The 18,793-nt window shown below is 66.9% G+C and carries 15 protein-coding genes; 5 read left to right on the plus strand and 10 right to left on the minus strand.

Translation table 11 applies throughout. The features are described 5' to 3' along the window. The first annotated feature begins 306 nt into the window (after positions 1-306). Together AAHB16_RS29195 and AAHB16_RS29200 are read left to right on the plus strand one after the other, a co-directional pair. Positions 307-600 (plus strand): hypothetical protein, encoded by a 294-nt coding sequence (locus AAHB16_RS29195; RefSeq protein ID WP_150372413.1) that lies wholly within the window; start codon positions 307-309, stop codon positions 598-600. A gap of 109 nt (positions 601-709) precedes the next feature. Then, positions 710-1,483 (plus strand): PP2C family protein-serine/threonine phosphatase, encoded by a 774-nt coding sequence (locus AAHB16_RS29200; RefSeq protein WP_342052620.1) that lies wholly within the window; start codon positions 710-712, stop codon positions 1,481-1,483. Positions 1,484-1,508: 25 nt separating this feature from the next. Here AAHB16_RS29200 and AAHB16_RS29205 read toward each other — a convergent pair whose 3' ends face one another. The 9 genes from AAHB16_RS29205 to AAHB16_RS29245 all read right to left on the minus strand — a co-directional run bounded on the left by AAHB16_RS29205 (position 1,509) and on the right by AAHB16_RS29245 (position 14,119). Further along, entirely contained in the window at positions 1,509-2,918 is a 1,410-nt protein-coding gene (locus AAHB16_RS29205; protein WP_342052621.1) for a sigma-54 interaction domain-containing protein, read from the minus strand. After that, entirely contained in the window at positions 2,915-6,067 is a 3,153-nt protein-coding gene (locus tag AAHB16_RS29210; protein ID WP_342052622.1) for a peptidase domain-containing ABC transporter, read from the minus strand. The genes AAHB16_RS29205 and AAHB16_RS29210 overlap by 4 nt, the downstream gene beginning before the upstream one ends. Next, the gene (locus AAHB16_RS29215; protein ID WP_150372416.1) at positions 6,048-6,800 is read right to left on the minus strand and encodes a peptidylprolyl isomerase; all 753 of its coding nucleotides are present in this window, start codon (positions 6,798-6,800) and stop codon (positions 6,048-6,050) included. The genes AAHB16_RS29210 and AAHB16_RS29215 overlap by 20 nt, the downstream gene beginning before the upstream one ends. A 30-nt stretch (positions 6,801-6,830) precedes the next feature. Continuing rightward, positions 6,831-8,204 carry an HlyD family efflux transporter periplasmic adaptor subunit gene (locus tag AAHB16_RS29220; RefSeq protein WP_150372417.1) on the minus strand — a complete coding sequence of 458 codons (1,374 nt, stop codon included), beginning with the start codon at positions 8,202-8,204 and terminating at the stop codon, positions 6,831-6,833. Beyond that, positions 8,201-10,804 (minus strand): FHA domain-containing protein, encoded by a 2,604-nt coding sequence (locus AAHB16_RS29225; protein WP_342052623.1) that lies wholly within the window; start codon positions 10,802-10,804, stop codon positions 8,201-8,203. The genes AAHB16_RS29220 and AAHB16_RS29225 overlap by 4 nt, the downstream gene beginning before the upstream one ends. Positions 10,805-10,960: 156 nt before the next feature. Next, a complete protein-coding gene (locus AAHB16_RS29230) occupies positions 10,961-12,367 on the minus strand; it encodes an efflux transporter outer membrane subunit (protein ID WP_150373853.1) in 1,407 nt (468 codons plus the stop codon). Between the two features lie 231 nt (positions 12,368-12,598). Further along, entirely contained in the window at positions 12,599-12,874 is a 276-nt protein-coding gene (locus AAHB16_RS29235; protein WP_150372419.1) for a hypothetical protein, read from the minus strand. Between the two features lie 251 nt (positions 12,875-13,125). Continuing rightward, the gene (locus AAHB16_RS29240) at positions 13,126-13,539 is read right to left on the minus strand and encodes a DUF4399 domain-containing protein (RefSeq protein ID WP_223851505.1); all 414 of its coding nucleotides are present in this window, start codon (positions 13,537-13,539) and stop codon (positions 13,126-13,128) included. Positions 13,540-13,693: 154 nt separating this feature from the next. After that, positions 13,694-14,119, minus strand: coding sequence for a DUF4399 domain-containing protein (locus AAHB16_RS29245; RefSeq protein ID WP_150372421.1), 426 nt, complete (start codon positions 14,117-14,119; stop codon positions 13,694-13,696). Positions 14,120-14,314: 195 nt separating this feature from the next. On the opposite strand from AAHB16_RS29245, the gene AAHB16_RS29250 reads away from it, so the two are divergent. After that, complete coding sequence (locus AAHB16_RS29250) at positions 14,315-15,688, plus strand: formylglycine-generating enzyme family protein (RefSeq protein ID WP_342052624.1); 1,374 nt, start codon at positions 14,315-14,317, stop codon at positions 15,686-15,688. 11 nt (positions 15,689-15,699) lie between these two features. Here the strand turns inward: AAHB16_RS29250 and AAHB16_RS29255 are convergent, their stop codons facing one another. Continuing rightward, on the minus strand, positions 15,700-17,880 hold the full coding sequence (locus AAHB16_RS29255; RefSeq protein ID WP_150372423.1) for a serine/threonine-protein kinase: 2,181 nt from the start codon (positions 17,878-17,880) through the stop codon (positions 15,700-15,702). Between the two features lie 354 nt (positions 17,881-18,234). Between AAHB16_RS29255 and AAHB16_RS29260 the strand changes: the two genes are divergently transcribed. Further along, the gene (locus AAHB16_RS29260) at positions 18,235-18,507 is read left to right on the plus strand and encodes a hypothetical protein (RefSeq protein WP_150372424.1); all 273 of its coding nucleotides are present in this window, start codon (positions 18,235-18,237) and stop codon (positions 18,505-18,507) included. A gap of 26 nt (positions 18,508-18,533) precedes the next feature. Continuing rightward, a partial coding sequence (locus AAHB16_RS29265) for a hypothetical protein (RefSeq protein ID WP_342052625.1) occupies positions 18,534-18,793 on the plus strand: 260 nt, incomplete at its 3' end.

Genomic DNA, 18,793 nt, shown 5'->3' on the forward strand with positions numbered 1-18,793 from the left:
GTTCGGTGAGTTGTTGTTTGCTGGCGGGCGACAACCTTTCTGCATCAAGCGTGCCAGTGGGGGCGCCGCTTCGTGCGCCGCGGCGTGGCGCTGGATCGCGGGCGATGGCGGTCGCGCAACGCCGGAATTGGTCGGTTGCCATCCAACATATCGGCCCGCACGTGTTGGCCCGGCGCCGACCGTTCGAGACCGGACCGCGCGGGCCATCCCGCCAGATCAAGGGATGGCGGGACGCGCCCTGCGACGCGGCGATTGGCACGCCGTTTGCTGTATCTGTGGCACTGCCATCCCCGATTGGAGACCGCCATGGCCACCCTCACGATCAAGGACCTCGCCGTCCGCCGCGAACTCGATTTCCGCGCCATGTCCTGCGTGCGGGGCGGCGGCGCGCAATGGGTGTTCGGCTGGATTCAGCCCTATGTTGCCCCGCGCCAAAGTGCCATGGCACCTGTCGTGAACTTTTACGAGATCAATTACAGCTTCTATGCTGAACAGATGAACAATCAGTTCCAGAACATCGACGTCCGCAACGACGCGCCGAATTCCTCGATCAGCGTCGATGCGGGCCAGGGTGCGAAGAACAAGGGCCGGCTGGTCTGAGCCGGCATCGGGAGCCCGCCCCCGGCATCGTCGGAGCGGGCGCGCCGTTATGCTGCCCCGGGGGGCGGCGCTTGCGCGGAGCCGCCTTTGATCCGCGCCGGAGAGCACCGTGACCTGCGCTACGCAATTCCGCTGGACCTCCGCCGCCTGCACGGACGTCGGACTGGTCAGGGAACGCAATGAAGACGCCTGCTTCGATGCCCCCGAGCGCGGCATCTGGGCGGTTGCCGACGGCATGGGCGGCCATGCCGTGGGCGACTTCGCCAGCCGCACGATCGTGCAGGCCCTCGACGCGATGCCGCCGACGCAGGAGCTCGACGAGGCGGTGGCTGCGGCCCGCGCGACGCTGCAGGCCGTCAATCAGGTGCTGATCGACGAGGCGGCGCGCATGCAGGTGCGCGTGATCGGCAGCACCGTGGTGGCGCTGATGGCGTGCGAGCGGCGGTGTGCCTGCCTCTGGGCCGGCGACAGCCGCCTCTATCTGTTCCGCGATGGGCACCTGAAGCAGCTGACGCGCGACCACAGTCAGGTGGAGCGCCTGCGCGCGCGTGGGCTCATCACGGCCGAGCAGGCGCGGCGCCATCCCGCGCACAACACGATTACGCGCGCGGTGGGGGCGGCGACGTCGCTGAACCTGGAGGACCTGCAGATCGAGATCGGCGATGGCGATATGTTCCTGCTATGCAGCGATGGGCTCAGCAACGAAGTGGAGGACCCCGCGATCGCGGAGGCGATGGCGAGCGGCGACTGCACGGCGGCGGCGCGCGAGCTCGTGGATCTTGCGCTGGCCAATGGCGGGCATGACAACGTGTCGGTGATCGTGATTCGGGCCGAGGATATTGGTGGGGGATCGGATCGGACGTTGTTGAATCCGGAAGTCTGAGCCGACCCGCCCTGCTTCCCATCCCCTACTTCCCATCCCCCTGCCGCCCCGCCCGAAAATCCTTCGAATGGATGCCATGCTTCTTGAGCAGCATCTGCACATGCGACCGGTTCATCTCGAAGCGGCGGGCCAGTTCGGCGACCGTGCCGCCCACCTCCTGCAATCCGCGTTCGAGAAACGCGCGCTCGGCTTCGTCGCTGGCCGCGCGTTTGGCTTCGCTCAGCGACGTCGGCACCGGGGCATCGATGCCGGCGGCGACCTTTGCCTGCGCAGCCGCGCCGGGGCGGATGTCGGGCGGCAGATGCGCGAGGTCTGCGGTGTCGCCAGCCAGGCAGGAGAGCCGGTACATCAGGTTGCGCAGCTCGCGGATATTCCCCGGATAGCCGTAATGCAGCAGGAAGTCGCGTAGCCGCGGTGTCAGCTTCAGCGGCCGGCGCTTGAGCTGCCCCGCGGCCTCGTCGCCGAAATAAGCGACCAGCAGCGGAATCTCGTCGCGCCGCTCGCGCAGCGCCGGCAGCGAAACATGGATCACGCTCAGCCGATAGAACAGGTCCTCGCGGAACGTCCCCTCCTGGCTCATGCGCCGCAGGTCCTTGTTGGTCGCCGCGACGATGCGCGTGTCCACCGCGATCACCTCGTCCGACCCCACCCGCTGGATCTCGTGCGCCTCCAGCACGCGCAGCAGCTTGACCTGCCCCGTCAGCGGCAGCTCGCCGATCTCGTCGAGGAAGATCGTGCCCGTATGCGCGCTCTCGAACTTTCCTTTGCGATCGTTGCTCGCGCCCGTGAACGCACCCTTGCGATGGCCGAACAGTTCGGACTCGAGCAGGCTGTCGGGAATCGCGCCGCAGTTGACCGAGATAAACGGCCGCTCCACGCGCGAGCCGTTGGCGTGAATCACCTTCGCCATCAGCTCCTTGCCGGTCCCGCTTTCGCCGTCGATCAGCACGGGCAGGTCGGTGGGCGCCGCTTTCTCGGCGATCTCCAGCGCTTCCAGCAGCTTCGCATTGTCGCCGAACGTGCCTTCGAACACGAAGCTGCGCTCCAGCAGCGCCTGCCGCCGCTCGCGCGACGATCGCGCGATGGGTTCGACATCCGGGACTTCCGCAATCTCCGCGGCCGCCTCGGCGGCATCCCCCTCCTTGACCGCGGCCTGCACGAAGCGCTCGCGGTGCGAGAGGCCCATCACTTCGTCGCGCAGCGAGGTGGCCTGCTTGAGCAGCCGTTCGATCTCGGGCCGTTCCAGCCGCGAGGCCCAGCGCAGCGTCGAGCGCAGAATCTCGACGCGCTCGATCAGGCCCGCGAACGATACCGCGGACGTGGTCAGGCGCGAGCCGAACGAAGCGCCCGATAATGACGACGACGGTGGCGTCGCTTGCGTCTGTGCCGTGGTCTCGGTGGGAGTGGCCGGTCGGCCCGGATTGAACAGTTTCATGCCGCGCTCAATTGCTTCTGCACCAGCTGGTAGTACATGCCGCGCCGCTCCAGCAGCTCCTCGTGCCGCCCCTGCTCGACGATGGCCCCTTCATAGAGCACCAGGATCTTGTCCGCCTGCATGATCGTGCTGAGCCGGTGCGCGATGATGACGGCCGTGCGTCCGCGCATAATATCGTGCATGTTCGCGAGGATATTGCTCTCGGACTGCGTATCGAGCGCCGATGTCGCTTCGTCGAACACGAGCAGCCGCGGATCGTGATACAGCGCCCGCGCGATGCAGAGACGCTGGATCTGCCCGCCCGACAGACCGATGCCGCGCTCGCCCACCACCTGCTCGTAGCCCAGCGGCAGCTTCGAGATGAAAGCATGCGCGTCCGCCATCTTGGCCACCTCCTCGATACGCCGCCGGTCGGCCGCATCGTCGCCGCATGCGATGTTCTCGGCCACGGTGCCCGAGAACAGCAGATTGGACTGCATCACATAGCCCACCTGCGCGCGGAAGAACTCGGTGTCGATCACGTTGAGGTCGTAACCGTCGATACTCATCGTGCCCTCGCTCGGCTTGTAGAACCCCACGAGCAGCTTGGCCAGCGTGGTCTTGCCCGATCCGCTGCGCCCCACGATGGCCACCATCTCCCCCGCGCGAACGTGGAAGCTGATGTTCTCCAGCACGTACTGTGTCTCGTCGCCGCCGTAGCGGAAGTACACGCCATCGAACCGGATATCGCCCTGCAGGTCCGGCAGCATGACCCGCGATGCCACGTCCTGCGGCCGCTGCTCGGGCTCCAGATCGAGGATGTCGCCGAGCCGCTCCATCGCCACGCCCGCGTCGTTGAGCTGCCCCCACAAGGCGACCAGCCCCATCAGCGGCGCCAGCACGCTGCCCATAAAGGCATTGAACGCGATCAACTGCCCGATGGTGAGCTCGCGTTCGAGCACGAGCGTGGCGCCGACCCACAGCACCGCGATCGTCGTCGCGGCGTTCAGCAGCTGGCTGACCAGCCCCACGAGGATATGGAACGACTGCGCCTGATACTGCCGGTCCAGCGCCTTCGCGTACTTGCGCTCCCAGCGCAGCCGCACCGCGCGCTCGATGCCCATGCCCTTGACGGTTTCCGCGCCGCCGAGCGTCTCCATCAGATACGCCTTGGCATCGGTCGACGCCGTGAACACGTCGCGCGCAAACGTCTTGAGGCGCGGCGTGACGATCACGGTCAGCGCGGCAATCGGAATCACGAACGCGATCAGCAGCAGCGTGAGCTTGACGTTGTAGACGAACATGATGCTGAAGTAGATGAACACCATCAGCAGATTCAGCGCCGTGGTGACCGTCGATTCGGTCAGGAACGCGCGGATCGTCTGGTTCTCCTGGAAGCGCGCGAAGATATCGCCCGTCTTGCGCTTGGCAAAGAACGACAGCGGCAGCGCGAGCGTGTGCTTGAAGAACTGCGACATCATCGCGAAGTCCATGTTGCGGACCATGAAATTCGCGAGGTACGCGCGAATCGTGGCCATCAGCTGCGTGAACACATTGGAGATGATGAGCCCCACGATCAGCAGATGCAGCAGCCCCACGTTCTGGTGCACGACCACCCCATCGAGGATGTTCTGGATGATGAGGGGTGGCACCACGCCCAGCAGCTGGATCACGAACGTGGCCAGGAACAGATGGGCGAGGATGCGCTTGTACGGCGACAGGTAGCTGATGAAGCGCAGCCACGGCGACCGCGCCACCGCCAGCTGCGCCATCGACTCGCCGGCCGTGAAGACGAGGCAGGTTCCGCTCCAGCCGCGCTCGAACTCCTCGGTACTCATCTTGCGGAAGCCGAGCGCGGGATCCGCTACCCAGACATGATGCTGCGAGATGCCGTACACGACGACGTAGTGATAGCCCTCCCAATGGACGATAAAGGGCAGCTCGAAGCCGAGCAGCGCATCGCGCGTGCATTGCACCCCGCGCGTGGTAAAGCCCAGCGACTCGCCCGCGCGCGCCAGGCTGTCGAGCGTGGCGCCGGCCGTCGTCACGTTGGCGAGCTCGCGCAGTTTGCCGAGCGTCAGCGTCAACCCATGATGCCGGCAGATCATGGCGAGGCAGGCCGCGCCGCAATCCATCTCCTCGGCCTGCTCCACCAGCGCGAAACGCCGGATCACGCGCTCGCCGAACTCTGGCTTCGAATGCAGGTCCAGCAGCACGGGCCGCTTGCGCCGCTCGGCCAGCTTCTGCTGCCGATGCAGTTCGCGGTCGATCACGCGGATGCGTTCCTCGAGCACCTCGCGCAGCCTGGCATTGCGCTCGAGTATCAGCTGTACGGTCTTCTCGGGAATCACGAGCAGCCGCACATCGGTTTCCGCGATCGCGGAGGCGATCTGCTCCTGCCGCATCACGCACGCGCGCTCGCCGAAGATATCGCCCTGCCCGAGCGTGGCCAGCGGATAGGTCTCGCCGTCCTCGGTCCGCACGATGCGCACCGTGCCCTGCCGCACCACATAGAGCCGGCGATCGTCGCGGCCATCCTGATGCAGGATCTCGCGCCCCGCGGTCACGCGCTTGACGCCGACACTGCGCACGGCGTCCTCGAGTTCCGAGCGGTCGAGCTTGCCGCGCAGGTCGAACAGCCGCGCGACGAAGCCGCCCGCCGAACTGATGGCGACGTAGCTCGTGATGAACGCCAGCGCCGCGGGGTTGGCGGCCACCACGGCCTCGCTGACCGCGCGCGGAATACATAGCAGCTCGGTCTTGCCCGACGCGCGCACCGACGACTCGTGGCGGTACTCGCGCAGCATGGCGATATCGGCGAACACCTCGCCGGTCTTGCGCACGCCCATGCTGATTTCCTTGCCGTGCTCCTCGTTGAACACGCGCACCGAGCCGGTGCGGACGATGAACAGGCCATCGGCGGGCTCGCCCGCATTGCAGACGGTGTCGCCAAAGCCGAACGACAGCGTGCGCGCGCTTGCCGCCAGCCGTTCGAGCTCCGCGCGGGTCAGCGACGAGAGGATCTCGACGGTTGCGAGGAAATCGACAAGGGCGGTCTCCGCGACGGGCTCGGGCCTGGTCGATGCACCGGTCGATGCACCGGTCGGGGCACCGGTCGAGGCGTCGGCCGACGCATCGGCAGAAGGTTCGCTAACGGGCTTCGATGACATGTTCCTGTGCCCTCGCCATCAGCCACTCCTCGCGCAACCGCCGGCGCACCTCCACCGCGACGTCTTCGTCGAGCCGCGCCGGATGCTTGGCGCGGACAAGGAACACCTCGAAGAACGAACGATCGGCGGCCGGAAACGGCCCGAGCAGATCGCCCGCTTCCGCATTGAACACCTTGGCCTCGATATCGCTCTTCAACGACCCGCGCAGGACCTTGCCGATCTCGCCGCCCTGCTCGCGCGTATCGGCGATCGAATGCTCGCGCGCCATCTCGGCGAACGCGTCCGGATCGTCCTGCAGATACGACACGAGTTCGCGCGCCTTGCCCTCGCTGTCCACGACGATATGACTGACCTCGATGCTGTCGAACTTCGGGGAGTTGAGCTGGAAGTACGTCTCCACGGCGGCATCGTCGCAGATGCGCGCCATCATCTTTTCCTGGTAGAGACTGTCCGTGATAAACCGCTCGAACTCGTCGAGGCTGACGCCGAGCGCATCGAGGTAGTGGTTCATGTCGGCCGCGCGATGCAGCCCCTGCACGCGCCGGAACTGGTCGGCGCGCGCCTGGATTTCCTCGGGCGTCAGCGTGATGCCATGCCGGCGCGCCGCATGCACGGTCAGCTTCTCCCTCACGAGCTGTTCGACGATGCCTTCGAACTGCCCGGTCAGCTTGAGCACGCGGATGAATTCGTCGACGTCGATCACTTCCTCGTCGATTCGCACGATGGCCGTCATCGCCTTCTCCCCTTTTTTCGCGTAAGCGGGCTAGCCGGCAACCTGCCGGAACGGATCGAGCCCGAGATCGATCAGCCGCCGCTCGCGGACCACGATTTCCGCGGTGGCGGTCATGCCATAGCGCAGCGGATACTTCTGGTCCGCCACGGTGTAGTAGTCCTGCGCCAGCCGCACCCGTCCCTCATAGACCGGTTGCTTGTCCGGCCCCGAAGGCTTGGTGGCCGGCGAGATGTATTCGAGCGTGCCGGCAATCAGCCCGTAACGCTGGTACGGAAACGCGCTGAACTTGAGCTTGACGGGCAGGCCTTCCCGCAGGAACGCGCGATCGCGCTCGGCAATCTCCACGCGCAGCACGGGCCGTGCATCCTTCGGCGCAATGCCGCCGAGCGGCGCGTTCGCCTGTACCTTGTCGCCGCGCTGCGTGGACGTGACGTCGGTGATCACACCCGATGTCGGCGCAAGAATCAGCAGGAAGTTGTCCTTGTCGATGTTCTCGAACTTGATGCGCGCGGCCGCTTCCGCAACCAGCCGCGCGGTCTGCACCTGCAGCCGCAGCTTGTCCTCGGTGCTGCCGATCTCGCGCATCTGCGCGTCGTACTGGATGCGCAGGTTGGCCAGGTCCTGCCCGCTGCCTTCGAGGTCCGCGCTCGCCTGCGTGTACTCGCGCGCCAGCCGCGCATCGAGTTCGGCCAGCCGCGACTGCGCGACGCGCAGGCCGTTCTCGGCCTCCTGCGCGCTGGCGCGTTTGGCTTCCACCTGCGCCTGCGACACGCCCCCGCCGCCGGGCAGCGCGAACAGCCGCGCATAGCGGTCCTGCTCCTGCCGCGCGAAGTCGCGCGCGCGGCGGGCGTTCTCGAGATTGCTGCGCGCTTCCTGCAACTGCGCGCGCTGCTGCTCGGCCAGCCGCGTGGTGCCCTCCGCCATGCGGTTCTCGTGCTGGCGCGTGCCCAGTTCCAGCTGCTGCTTGAGCGCGGCCGCGCGGCGTTCCATCAACGCCTTGCGCTCCGGAAACTGCCGCCACTCGCGCTCCGAATCCTCAAGCTTGAGCTGCGCTTCCAGCGCCTTGGCCGCGGCTTCGATGGCACCGCGCGCATTGAGGCGCGCGAGTACATCGTCCTTCGAGACGGGCTGGCCCTCGGCCACGTAGAGGTCCGCCAGTTCGCCATCGACCGGCGCGTAGAAGCGGCGCACTTCGGACTCCGGTGCAAGCGTGCCCTGCGCGCTGACGATCACGTCCGCATGCCCGATGAACGACCACAGCAGCGCGCACAGCACGAGCGCGCCCGTGACGACGATGGTCAGCATCGTGAGGCGCGAGGGCTCGGCCGTCAGCAGCGCGATGCCTTCGGCGCTGTGGTCGTCGAGCGCTTCGTGCAGCGGACGCAGGCGATTCTCGTCGTTCATCGCCGTCCTCCCGGCGACGCCGCCACCGTGGCGGTGGGTGTCGGCTCGCCGACCAGCGCCAGCTTGGCCTTCAGCACGGCCGGATCGAGGACCATGCGCAGGTCATTGAGCGAGCGGCGCTGCAGATCGACCTCGGCCTGGATATCGTCGCGCACCTTGCTCCATTGCGAGATCTCGTCGGCCTTGAGTTGCGTGTAGATGCGCAGGCCCTGTCGCGCATCGGCCTGCGCGTCGGCGAGCAGCTTCGCCTGCGCGCGGAACTTCGGCGAGATGCCCGCCTCGAGCCGCTGCTCGCCGCCGATCAGGCCGTTGTTGCGATACTGGCGCCACGCGGTGGCCGCGCGGTTGAGCAACAGGTTCGCGCGGCGCAGCGCCGCCTCGCGGATCGCGTTCACATCGCCATCGATGGCGCGCACGTACCAGGCGTCGGCATCGGGGTCGAGCATCGCGTGCAGGCCCAGCAACTGGTCTTCGTAGCCGGCGGTGCCCCGCGCGCGCGGCAGCGCCGCGTACTGGTCGAGCACCTGCCGCTTGTGCGCGATGTCCTGCGCAAGCTCCTCGCGCCACGGCCCCGCCTCGATACGGCCGAGCGCGCCGAGCGCCGCCTCCCCTTCGCCGCGCGCCCACGCCTGCGTGGCGGCAACGTAGTGCTCGGCGATCGCCGCCTCGGGCAGCTTCTCCGCGGCGAGCTTGTCATAGGCCGCGCGGAACGGCGGCGTGCTGAAGTGAACGGCCGCCATCTGCGCGGTCAGCGGGCCGAGCATCCGGTTGCGCAGCGCCTGGATCAGCGCGATGTATTGCTTGAGGTCCGCTTCGGTCGCATCGAGCCCGGCCAGGCGTGGATACTTGTCGCGGTACTCGGCCAGCATCGATTGCAGCGCTTCGGGCTGCTCGCGGCCCAGCTCCGTGGCAATCGACGTATTGAGCCGCTCGATCGCGGCCAGATACACGGCATCGTCGTTCTGCAGCTTGCGCAGCGCGCTGAGCGTCCCCGCATAGGTCTCGGCGAACACGGGCACGGTGTTCGCGATGCGGTCGAGCGCGCGCTGGTGCGCCTTGGCATCCTGCTCCCAGTGCGCGAGCAGCTTGCGGATATCGCCTTCGTCGCGGTAGAGCCGGATGCGCGCATCGTCGCCACCGCGCTCGGCCGCAAAGCGGCTGACGCTGCCGACCCACGCAAGCTCGTCGATCAATGCGCGGGCGTCGGTGTTGTGCTGGCTCGTGCCGCGCATATGCGCGAGCGCGGTCTCGGCGCCGACGAAGTCTTTCGCACGCAGCTTGCCGACCCATCCCGGCACGTAGGCGTCGAGCATCGCCTCGGTACCGATGGCCTGATACGTCGGATCGCTCGGATGCCGCGCGAGGTATTCGTCGGCCACTTCCGCCGCGCGCGCGTACTGGTGCTCCGCCATCAGCCGCTCGAGCGAGCGATCCGGCGCGCTGCGCCAGTAGAGGCTGCCGCCGACCAGCACCGCCGCGATGAGCACGGCCACGGTCCAGCGCATGGCCCGCGCGACCTGGGCGCGATCGCGCAGCCCGAACGTGCGGGCGATCTCCGCGCACATCAGCGCGGTGCGTCCACGCTTGCGCGCAACGGGCGCATGCGCGCCCTGCGCGGCGTGGCTCGCGTCCGGCATCGGCTCGAGGTTCACCTCGTCTTCCTGCTTCGCCGCGTAGTCGACGCAGAAGATATCGAGGAACGAGTCGGCGGCCCCGACGAACGTGGTCTTGTCGGCATCCTCGTCGACGTCGGGCACCAGCGCGGCCGGGGCATTGCCGGCAGGCGCCACCACCGCGGGGCGATCGGCCTGCAGCGACCGCGTTGCGGTGGCATCGCCGTCCGAGTGGTCCTCGATATCGAGCCGGTAGACGAAGTGGGTGCCGCCGAAGGCGAGCACGTCGCCGGCCTCCACGCGCACCGCGTGATCGCCGAGCCGCGCGCCATTGACGAACGTGCCGTTGGTGCTGCCCAGATCCTCGATCCACGGCGCCCCGCCCTTCAGGTACAGATGCGCATGCCGCCGCGACAGGTAGTTGACCTGATGGGGATAGGCGTCGCGATAGCGCTCGAACGTATCGTCGGCCTTGCTGACGAGAAACGGAAACCCCGTGATGACGATGGGCTGCAGCCCGATGTCCTGGCGCATCGGCGTCAGCGCGACGACAAGGCCGCTCTGCTGCACGGGCGCGCGCGGATAGAGCTTCACGCGATACGACAGCTCCGCGCCAAAGCTCAGCTCGTCGCCATCGCGCAATGCGGCCGGCTGCTGCGCGACCGCGGCACCATTCACGTGCGTGCCGTTCTTGCTGCCGAGATCGGCGACATACACGGCACCGTCTTCCGAGAAGATGCGCGCGTGCCGGCGGGACAGCACCGCGGTGGCATCCGCCGGATACGCCGCGAACGGCGCCTCGCCCCGGCCGATCGCGAACAGGTCCTCGCCGATGCGAATCTCGCCGAGATCGGGCCGCGACAGCGGCATCAGCAGGATGTCGAACGCGTGGCCGAAGGTTCGATCGTAGCGACGATCGGCGGTCCGATCGAGAGACTGATCCACCTTTGCCGGCACGTCCATGATCAGGGCATCGTCGCGCGTCATGTTTCCAGACAACCAACAGTCGGACTGGTCAGGCCGCACGCACGCGAGCGGCGCGAGGGACGGGATGTCACGAGTAAGAACATAGTAGGCGACGCTTCGGATGAGTCAATCGGCCTCTGCGCGCGCTGGCGCGCAGTGGTGCCCGCCCTGGTGCCCTCATTGCGGCGCGCCGACGATCGTGCTGACCGGGCTCTCCGCGGGAGCATTGCGGACCTGCTCGGCGGGCCACCCGCCCCCGAGTGCCTTGTAGAGCGTGACGGTGTCCGAAAGAATCTGTTGGTGAACTTCCAACAGCGCGAGTTGCGCGGTCAGCAGCGAACGCTCGGTCTCGAAGACCTCCAGCTGCGTGACCAATCCCTCCTTCAGCTGTGCCTCGATCTGGGCCGAGACCACGCGCAGCTGATCCACCTGCTGCTGGAGCTCCACACGCTGCTTCTTGTGCGCATCGACGTTGACGAGCGCGTTCTCCACTTCTTCGAACGCCGTCATCACGGTGCGGCCGTATTCGTTCTCCGCCACACCGATGCCCGCCTCGGTGGTCTTGACGCGCGCGCGGACGTTCGGGTCGAGCATCGGCAGATTGATGCTGGGCATGAAGCCGAACGTGAACGACTTGAGCAGGTCCGACAGCGCGAAGCTCGCGGTGCCGCCGCGCGCGGTCAGGCTCACGCTCGGCAACTGCGCGAGCCGCGCCTGGCCCACGATGTTGTACGCGGACAGCACGCGATATTCGGCCGCGACGATATCGGGCCGGCGCGCGAGCAGCTGCGACGGCAGCCCCGCGGGCACCACGGGCAACTTCACGCGGTCCTGCAAGCGGCCGACGGGCACCTTGAGTTCGCCGGCCGGCACACCGACCAGCGTGGCCAGCGCATTCTCCGCCACGTTGCGCGAACGGCGCAGTTCGATCAGGTCCTTCGTCAGCCGGTTGATTTCGGCCTGCTGCTGCATCACGCGGATCTGCGGCACGAGGCCGTTCGCATACATCGCCTTGTACGTGGCGAGGATCTCGCCATTGCGGGCGACGGTGCGCGACTGCTGATCGACCTGTTCGTCGAACTGCAGAATCTGAAAATACGTGATGGACACCGCGGAGACCAGCGTCAGGTAACCCGCGCGCCAATCGGCTTCCGTCGCGCGGAACTCGGCGGTCTGGGCCTGCACGCCCTTCTCCACTTTGCCCCACACGTCGATGTCCCAGTTGACCTGCGCGCCGAGGTTGTACGTGCGCGTCAGCGCCTGGCCCGTGGTCTTCTCGAAGCTCGCGCCCGCGCCGATATCGAATACCGGCAGCGCCCCCGCGCGCGCTTCGCTGATCTGTGCATTCGCCACGCGGATGCGCGCGGCCAGCACCTTGATGTCGTAGTTGCCCGCCAGCGCCCGCGTGACCAGCCCGTCGAGGTAGGGGTCCTGAAAGCCCTGCCACCAGTTCGGCACGATGGTCTCGTCCGGCGATACCGTCACCACGTCGTCGCGCGACCACGCGGCCTTGGCCGGCGTTTCCGGACGCTTGTACTCGGGCGGCCGGAAGTCCGCGCAACCCGCGACGGCAAGCACCGTCATCGCGGCCAGCAGGGAATGAGCGGAACGGGAAACGTAGGACACGATGTCCTCCTGGGCAGAGCAGGGCCGGCGCGCAAACGCGTCCCGGCAATCTGTATTGTGGTTCGGCAAAACGGGATGGGAGGCGCCAGACAAAAAAATTGCCGGGGCGGAGGTGTCCCCGGCATCAAGCTCCCCGTGCGGTGTTGACTTCGATACCGCCTCTTTCCTGGCAGATGCGCTTGCGGCGGATCAGCGATACACCGTGTTGCTGGCGTTCTGGTTCGTGTTCACGGTGTTCGACAGATGGTCCTGGAACGCGGAACCGTTGGCGAACATGTTGTTCACTTCCTGCATCTGCTGGTTCGACTGCGTGATCTTGGTCGTCGAGTCGAAGGACAGCTTCACCGGGTGGTACACCGAGGTGATCGGCGCCCAGTTGAAGCCCGTGCCGCCGCGAACGGCTTGCATGCCCTTGGCGTCGAGAGTTTCGGTAACGGACAGGTCGGTGATGGTCAGCGTGGTCATGGCAGTTCTCCTTGAGAGATTTGGGTGCTACGTGGTTTCAGGTTTGAGCATCGGGTTGGTGTCGCGCTCGGTCCTGATATCGCAGCAAGCGTGCCAGCCTGCGTGCCATGTGGTCGAATTGCCTGCAATGCCTTGAAAATACGGGGGATTCGAGATGCGGTCCGCGAGCGATGCGCGGCGGACCCGATGGGCGAGTGGTGGGCGCGTCCCGACAGTTGCGCCGCCTGGTGTTGGCGAACGCCCGACAACCGTCATCGCACGTAGATCGTGATCTTCTTCGAGTAGACCGGCGGTGTGGTGGGGACGTGCTTCTCGTCGCCCATGAGCAGCTGCAGCGTGTGCTTGCCGGGCGGCAGTTCGATCGTGGTCTCGGTCTCGCCCGCGCCGAAGTGCAGGTGGTTGCGATCGTTCGGAATTTCCTTGTCGAGCGGCGGCAGGTCGACGTCGATCAGCAGGTGATGGTGGCCCGTGTTCGGAAACTTGACGTCTTTCGGCGCCACGCCCATGTTGCGCAGCCCGAACCAGACCTTGATCGGCTTGCCCGCGGGAAAGGTCTGATGATCGTTCGGGTAACCGATATAGAGATAGGCATTCGGTGGCGCCGCCGTGGTACCCCCGGTCCTGGGCGCGCTGTCTTGCGCGGATTTGCCCGCCGACTTGCTCATCGCGCCATGCGGGGCACTGCTCTGCGCGAAGGCGAGCCCGACGGAGGCACCCAGTGCGACGACGAACGTCAGCGTCAATACGGCAACGAGCGTGGATGAAACGTGATCGGTCGACTTGGTCATGGCGTGACTCCCCAACGCGCACCTTGGTGCGCTACCGCACGGTGATCGTGATCTTCTTCGAGTAAATCGGTGGCTCGAACGGTATGTGCTTGCTGTCACCCATCAACAGCTGCAGCGTGTGCTTGCCGGGCGGCAGTTCGATGCGCGCATCGGTCTCGCCCGCACCGAAGTGCAGATGGTTGCGATCGTTGGGAATTTCCTTGTCCATCGGCGGCAGCTCCACGTCGATGAGCAGGTGATGGTGACCGCAGTTGGGCCGCTCGATGCCCTTGGGGCAGACGCCCATGCCCTTCAGGCCCATGCGCACCCAGAGCTTGCCGCCATCGATCACGGTGCCGTCGGCGGGCCAGATGATGTACGCCTCGGCATTGGCCGGCGCGGGTGTCGGTGTGGAAAGCGAGGGGATGACGGCCAACAGCGATGCTGCCAGCGCGTGGCGCAGGAATCGTCGGGACATACACGCTCCTCCCAGTCGTTTTCTTGGTGGACGTTGTGACGCGGCGCGCTCGTCGACGTGCACTACAGCGTAGGACGGATGCCATGAAAAAGCGAACCCGTCACGCGGGCTACGGGCGCTGACCGCTGTGCTATCTTGAAACGAGCCGTATGCAGGTCACGGCGGCTTCACAGCAGACTCAACGGAGCCTTCGACATGTGGCGGAAAACGCTTGTGGTGCTCGGTCTGGGAATCGCGATGCTGCAGGGCGCGGAAGTGTTCGTGCCTCCGGCGGCGCATGCGGGGATCCTGCCGAAGGACAGTAACGAGCAGTACGAACTCTCGTTCTGGGACTCCGTCAAGAACAGCAATTACGCGAGCGACTACGAGGCCTATCTGAAGGCGTATCCGAATGGCCGCTTTGCCGCGCTCGCGAAGGCACGCATCGAGCGCATCCGCGCCGCGGCGCCGCCGGCCGCGGCAAAGGGCGATTTGAAGCCCGATTCGAAGGCCGATTCGAAGGCCGATGCCAGGCCGGACGCGAAACCATCCGCGGCGACGACGCCCACGCCCTCGCCCTCCTCGCCCCCCGTATCCGCTTCGCCGCCTTCTACCGCACCTTCCGCCCCTTCCGCACCCGCGGCACCACCGGCCGCATCCCGCACACCGCCGCCGCCCCTCACCGCGACACCGGCCACACCGCCCTCCCCCGCGCCATCGACGCCTTCCACGAGCACCGCGCGTACGCGCCCGGGTGGCAGCACCTCGTCCGGTGCCATCACGTACCCGAGCGAAGGCAAGCCGAGCGCCCCGGCCACCGCCGCCACAGCCGCGGCCGCCGCCGCTGCCACCGCGCCGGCCACCGCCGCCCGCGGTGGCGAACTGCGTGACTGTCCCACCTGCCCGGTGCTCATCGCGCTGTCGCCGGGCGGCTTCACGATGGGCAGCAGCACGAGCGATCCCGCCGAACGGCCGCCGCATCACGTGAACATCGGGCAGCCGTTCGCGATCGGCAAGTACGAGGTCACGGTCGAGCAGTGGAATGCGTGCGCCGATGCCAGCGCCTGCCCGAAGATCGGCACCAACGGCAGCGAAGCGAAGAACGCGCCCATCCGCGACGTCAGCTGGGACGATGCGCAGCAGTACGTGGCATGGCTATCGAAGAGCACCGGCAAGAGCTACCGCCTGCCGACGGAAGCCGAATGGGAGTTCGCGGCGCGCGGCGGCACGAGCTCCGCCTACTGGTGGGGCGACCAGATGAAGAAGGGCAACGCCAACTGCAAGGACTGCGGCGATCCGTGGAGCCAGGAGGCACCGGCCAGCGTCGGCTCGTTCGCGGCCAATCCGTACGGACTCCACGACATGAACGGCAGCGTCTGGGAGTGGGTCGGCGACTGCTGGCACAGCTCGTACAAGGGCGCGCCCGCCGACGGCCGCGCGTGGGACGAGAACGGCTGCACCGCGCGCGTGATTCGCGGCGGCTCGTGGCGCGAAGGCGCGCCCTATATGGTCTCTTCCACGCGCTTCAAGTACAGCACGAGCGTGCGGCAGTCGCAGAATGGCTTTCGCGTGGCGCGCGACATGAAGTAGCGGGCCGCTCTCTATCGCGCGCGCGTGGAAATCTGCACGAGATCCGCGCCGATGCGATCCTTGCCATACTGGTTCGCCATCTGCGCAAGCGGCTTTTCGAGCGCGCGCAGGTATTCCTGGCGTGTCTCGAATTCGGGCCGGCGCGCGTCGAACAGCGGCGCCGGCGTGGTCAGCAACACCACGAGCTCGCTGCCGAACGGTTTGGACACGATCCAGTCGCCGCCATCGCCGATCGTCGCGTGATAGTTCGCGGGCGCCTGGTTGCCCTGCACGCGCTTGCTCGGCACGAGGTGCGCCACCTTGCCATCGACCACGTAGTAGTCGACATACACATACGATTCGTGCGCGGGCGTGGCAATCTCCATCACGAGCGGCGAGCCTTCGGCGAGCCGCGTGTTGCCACCGCGCGGCCGCAGCGACGCCGCGTCCTGCCGGTTGCCGCCAAGACTGGCGGACCGGCCGGCAGACCGGCTCGCAGACCAATACGGCGCCAGGAGCTTCACGACGTCGCACTTGTCCTCGCCGAGCGGCTGCAGATCGAGCTTGACGCTGCCCGCGCCGGGCACGGCGTTGAGCTTTTCTCGCAAGGGCTTCACGGCAACGGACTCCGATACGTACCCGTTCACGTAGAGGATGCTGCCCTCGATGCGCGCGGTCAGCAGCGAGCAAGGTACCGCCGCCAACACGGGCGTGACGTTCTCCATCGCCAGCGGCATGTTTGCAGACGCGCGCGCGGTGGCGGTGGCGGCGGTGGGCGACGGCGTCGACGCCGATTCGCCATTGAGCGCCGGCACGCTGCCGGCCTCGCGCGACGGCGCGGTGGGCGTGCCCCGCGCGCCGGCCTCCGCGACGGTGCGTGGCGGTTCCGGTACCCCCTGCGTCCCGCCATCGTGCGGCGCAACACCGGCGCGCCATGCGTAATAACCGAGTCCCGCGGCCAGCAGCGCGCCGACGGCGGCCCCGGCCAGCAGCGGCGCGCGCATGCCCGCGTGCTGCGGCTCCGCGCCAAGCCCTTCCAGAAAGCGACCGACGGTCGGCGTGCGCGTGGCGCGATCGAGCGAGAGCGCCTGGCGCAGCGCTTTCCATTGCCCGCGCGACAGCACCTTCGGCTGTGCGGGCTTGAGGTTGGCCGCGCGCGCCTGATTGGCGGACAGGCGATCGTAAGGGTGCTTGCCGGTCAGCAGTTCGTACGTCACGCAGGCCAGTGCGTAGATATCGTCGCGCGGATCGGGCTCGCGATGCTCGAACATCTCCGGGCTCGCGTACGCGGGGGTCATGCCGCCGAGCGATCCCGCGTCGAAGACGGTCTGGTCGGCATCGTCGAGGGGCTGGCGGAAGCCGCGCGCGATGCCGAAGTCGATGACCTTGACCTCTCCGCGCTCGGTCAGGAAGACGTTGGCGGGCTTGAAGTCGCAATGCACGAAACCGCGCTCGTGGGCATAGGCGAGCGCGCGGCCCATGCCGACGATGATCGGCAGCGCCTTCGCGTAGGGCAACCCCGCGAACTCGGGCGCGCGCAGCACGCGGCTCAGCGACTTGCCCGACAGGTACTCCATCGTCAGGAAGACGGTCGCGCCATCGCGATCGAAGTCGTACACGGTGACGATATTGCGGTGCGCGAGCTGCTGCGCCTTGCGCGCCTCGCGCTGCAGCGCCATCAGCGACTTGGGATGCGCGCTGAACTGCAGGTTCAGCACCTTGATCGCGATATAGGGCTTGCGGTCCGAGGCCTCGAGCTTGCGCAGGTCCAGCGCCTTGTAGACCGTGCCCATGCCGCCGACGCCGAGACATTCCTCGAGCACGAAGCGGCCGTTGAGCGTGTCGCCGACGCCCTTCACGTGCGCGCCGGACATGCCCGGTGCCGATGGCGACGAGGACGACGAGAGCGAAGAGAGCGATGGCGGCGACAACGAGGGCGACAGCGAAGGCGACGATGGCGCACTGCGATCGCCCACGCGCGTCTCCTCGGCAACGGGGTCGTACTGCGTGGCCACGCGCGATTCGATGCGGCGCATGACTTCGGTATAAACGTTCGCGGGCAGCGGCGCGCGCGTATGTTCCTCGCTCAGCACGCGCGCGAGGTGCCCCGGTGTGGTCTCGTCTTCGAGCGCGTGGTCGATCGACGCCAGAAATTCGTCGCGCGTCAGCCCACCGCTCCGGAAGTTGCGTATCAGATCGGTCAGGCTGGGCATCGATGCGTTCCCGACGTGTGGTTATGGCGTCCTCGATGGATACTAGTGCGCACCCTCCGCATTCGCAATCCGCACAGCACCCGCCGCGCATGCGGGACGTTGGCGAACGCACGACACTCGCGCGCCGACTGTTGTCCGTGGCCCACCACATCGACGCGTCATGGCACAGCGCCTGGCACGCCGCGGAGGCCTCGCGAATGCGTTTTTTCCCCGTGTTTTCAAGGCATTGCAAATTTCTTTGGGCGATGGCCACCCCGCTGGCACGCTTGCTGCGATATCAGAACCGAGCGCGACACCAACCCGATGCTCAAACCTGAAACCACGTAGCACCCAAATCTCTCAAGGAGAACTGCCATGACCACGCTGACCATCACCGACCTGTCCGTTACCGAAACCCTCGACGCCAAGGGCATGCAAGCCGTTCGCGGCGGCCTCGGCTTCGGCTTCGTGCCCTACACCTCGATCTACAGCCCCGTGAAGCTGTCGTTCGACAAGACCACGAAGATCGACCAGTCGAACCAGCAAATGCAGGAAGTGAACAGCATGTTCGCCAACGGCTCCGCATTCCAGGAGCACCTGCGCAACAACCTCAACACGAACCAGAACGCCAGCAACTACGTCGGCTGAACGCTGCCGCTACCGAGGAGACCACCATGTCTACCATCGTCGTCCGCGACCTTGCGCTCAGCAAGGAACTCGACAGCAGCGCGCTTGCCACCGTCCGCGGCGGCAACTCATGGCTCGATCGGGTCGGCGTCGGGGCCACTGGCCCGCTCGCCAACGTCAACATCAATATCAACCAGAGCGTGCAGCAACTGCAGCAGATCAACGTTGCGGCGCTCAACAACAACGGCGTGATCGGCAGCGGCCTCGGCCGCGTCAAGATCGGCGTCGATCCGTCGCAGTGGGGCGG

This window comes from Cupriavidus sp. OTU4054 (assembly GCF_038440175.1).
Taxonomy (GTDB): domain Bacteria; phylum Pseudomonadota; class Gammaproteobacteria; order Burkholderiales; family Burkholderiaceae; genus Cupriavidus; species Cupriavidus pauculus_D.